General features: G+C 59.1%; 3 protein-coding genes and 2 pseudogenes. 1 reads left to right on the top strand and 4 read right to left on the bottom strand.

Annotation, left to right across the window (positions count from 1 at the left end; genetic code table 11):
- The 4 genes and pseudogenes from ACGVJ8_RS03925 to ACGVJ8_RS03910 form a co-directional block, all read right to left on the bottom strand.
- Nucleotides 1-194: pseudogene (locus tag ACGVJ8_RS03925) on the bottom strand (hypothetical protein); the annotation flags it as partial.
- A gap of 217 nt (nucleotides 195-411) precedes the next feature.
- The gene (locus tag ACGVJ8_RS03920) at nucleotides 412-1,257 is read right to left on the bottom strand and encodes a DUF4922 domain-containing protein (RefSeq protein WP_392345628.1); all 846 of its coding nucleotides are present in this window, start codon (nucleotides 1,255-1,257) and stop codon (nucleotides 412-414) included.
- A 185-nt stretch (nucleotides 1,258-1,442) separates the two neighbouring features.
- Nucleotides 1,443-1,844, bottom strand: coding sequence for a SpoIID/LytB domain-containing protein (locus tag ACGVJ8_RS03915; RefSeq protein ID WP_392345626.1), 402 nt, complete (start codon nucleotides 1,842-1,844; stop codon nucleotides 1,443-1,445).
- Nucleotides 1,841-2,131 carry a hypothetical protein gene (locus tag ACGVJ8_RS03910; protein ID WP_392345624.1) on the bottom strand — a complete coding sequence of 97 codons (291 nt, stop codon included), beginning with the start codon at nucleotides 2,129-2,131 and terminating at the stop codon, nucleotides 1,841-1,843. The genes ACGVJ8_RS03915 and ACGVJ8_RS03910 overlap by 4 nt, the downstream gene beginning before the upstream one ends.
- 76 nt (nucleotides 2,132-2,207) lie before the next feature.
- On the opposite strand from ACGVJ8_RS03910, the pseudogene ACGVJ8_RS03905 reads away from it, so the two are divergent.
- A pseudogene (locus ACGVJ8_RS03905) lies at nucleotides 2,208-2,746 on the top strand (SDR family oxidoreductase); the annotation flags it as partial.

The following is a 2,746-nucleotide window of genomic DNA, read 5'->3' as shown; positions in this document are numbered from 1 at the left end:
CTGCGCATCATCCGCATGGCTCGTTCCTCAACGGCCCTTGGCAGTCGAATCAAACCGACCCTGTCGCGAAGGAAATGAAGAATGACTCCCCGAATGTGCGGCTTGTCGAAGCTTGGAAATGGTGCCCCCCGCTGGGCGTCGTAGCGGTTCCAAGCCTTGATCAGGACCGAACTATCCCACTTGCAGGAGATCATCGCTCTCTAGGCCTGTCTGCTGGGCGTAATGACGGGCAATGGGACGGACCAGATGCAGGTTGTCCTGGATCTGACAGTTTCGACGCTTGAGGCAGGTCTGGTCCAATGGATGGTTGTGAATTGCTCCTCCAGCCTTGACAGGGATAAGCAACCATGGCACCCGTGGCACCACTGCACTGATGCGTCGTTGGTGACGTCTTCGTCACGGAGCTTTGGTTCAGCCGTCAGCGTCAACAACGGCTTGAAGCAGGGCCTCTGGTCCTGAAAGCTGAATCCATTGCCGATCGGAGGCCTCGGTGCTCAACAAGGATCCGGCGAAGCCGAGAGCATTGACGCTGAAACCACGAATGCCCTGCCTTGCGCGGCGAACGATGGCCATCCACTCCCGTGAGAGCAGCAGGTTGTAGGCCCCCCGAGGACAGTCGTCGGTGGTGGGCTGCCCCAGACCGAGGTCTTCAGCAAGAGCGAGATACAGCTCTTGAAGCGTTTGACCCGTCAGGATTGAACTGATCGGTGCGATTCGTGCACTGCGCAAAAGAGGATCCTGAGCAGACGTGGTTGTGCCATCCGCACAGCGTCGGAACCAATCGTCTCGAGCACAGATTTGCTCGCCTGCTGCCCGGGGTAACAACTGCAGATGACGGTGCGGCTGACTTGCTCCGGCATCAGGACCACTGTTAAAAAACCACAGACCCGTCGTCGTCGCATCAATCCGGGCGAGGATGCGCCAATCCTCCATAGACAACCAACCGGTCTGGGGTTGCCAGTTCTGGGTGATGAGCAACATGTGGGAGGTCTGAACGGGATATTTGTTCAGGATTACGACGTGCGAATCACCAATCCGATCAACCTCCAGACGTTGATCCCAGGGCAGAAATGGATTCGGTCTGGGCCCCGATACTCGAAGGTGCTTTGGTGTGGCACTGAGGAGATGGCGCAATTCAAAGCGGCTTCCTCCATCCCCGATGAGGTGGGTCAACGAAGTGTCGAGCGGCACCAGCGCTCCGGATGCGGTCGCTGCAACCGTGACCTCCGTCGCTTTTCGAAGCAGTTCACTGGTCATGCCATGTCAACCGTGCCAGCGAGGCTCCTGCGTAGTGCCTGCCGAGGATGGCATTAAAGGGAAGTCCCTGAAGGGCGAGTTGCTGGGCCCCGGTTTGACTCATGCTGGCGCCAAGATGGCCATGGGATTCAGCACTCACTTGCGCGTTTGACGCATAAAGGCTCTCCACAATGCCACCGCTGTAACTAAGGATGATCCCGCGGGTCTCCCAAGTGGCTGAACGACTGGCCGGGGTGGTGCTCTTCTCCCCCTGCGAAAACCTGCCAACGGGTTGTGTCCCCCAGGTGATAAGCCGTCGTTGCGGGTCTGGCGAGATGCGCCATCGCAATCGCATAGGAGCGAGCTGCAACGGCTTGCGCCTTCAGGGCTTCCTGATGCCACTGGCTGGGCATTTCGGCGCCAACCACTGAGGCCACATAGGTTTCCAGATCAAGGGAGACCACCGGGAGCCAATCACCTTGGCCTTTGAGCAGCGATACATCGCCTCGATAGTGATGCTGGTTGATCTGAACAGGCCCGCCGGAGCAATGAATCTCCTCTTGACTGGATGAAGCAATCCCATTGCCCAGTTGCTGAGCAGGAATCACGGAGCCGTGCTGGTGCGATACAGCACATTGGCTCCTGGCTGGAAAGCTGTGATACGGCTCTGGCTGACCAAACCGACGCGGATTTCCAGGGGCACGTGATCGACACCCGGCGGCACCCTGAGAACAACACTTGAACCAACGGTTGAATCGGTCCCGAACAGCTCAAGCAGGCTTGAGGGGGGCTGATCAAGCCGCTGTGGGAGTAGCCGAGCCAACCAGCCGATCAAAGCGACTATGAGCAGGCTTCGAAGCACGGCAGGGGCCCAGAAGTAACGGTGAAGCGGCACCAGAACTACTGATCAGAGCCTTCAGCCGATGATGCCTGATTTCCGCTAGACGGTCTCCACTCCGCAGCAAAATCACATGGTCGACGCAGCTTCGATCACTTGGGCTGGCTTGGCCCTGGTGGTTGGCCCTGGCGGGATCGGATCAGCGGTGGCGGCTGAATTGAAACGGACCTGCCCCGATCTGAAGGTGCTGACCGCTGGTCGTCATGGACCGCCGGGATCCTCAGTTCAGCTGGACATCTAGAACGACAGTGATCTGGATCGACTGAGCATGAGCCTGCGTGCCGAGGGCCTGCCGCTTCGTTTGGTGTTCAACTGCAGCGGTCGCCTGCACGGGCCCGGGCTTCAACCGGAAAAACGTCTTCAACAGGTCGAGCGTTCCCAGTTGGAGCAGCAATTCGGCATCAATGCCATGGCTCCGATCCTCCTGGCCAAAGCAATCGAGCCTTTACTGCGGCGGGATCAACCGTTCCATTTCGCAAGCCTCAGCGCTCGCGTGGGCAGCATCGGCGACAACCGCACCGGGGGCTGGTACGGCTACAGAGCGGCCAAGGCGGCTCAGAACCAACTGCTGCGCTGTCTGAGCATTGAATGGGCCCGCCGCTGGCCATTGGC

The organism is Parasynechococcus sp. (genome assembly GCF_042954245.1).
Taxonomy (GTDB): domain Bacteria; phylum Cyanobacteriota; class Cyanobacteriia; order PCC-6307; family Cyanobiaceae; genus Parasynechococcus.
Note: the sequence above shows the minus strand (reverse complement) of the source record. Positions and strands in the feature narration are given on the sequence as shown.

Coding starts and splice junctions, on each gene's coding strand:
- ACGVJ8_RS03920 (WP_392345628.1), bottom strand. CDS start 1,257: ATGACCAGTGAACTGCTTCGAAAAGCGACGGAGGTCACGGTTGCAGCG.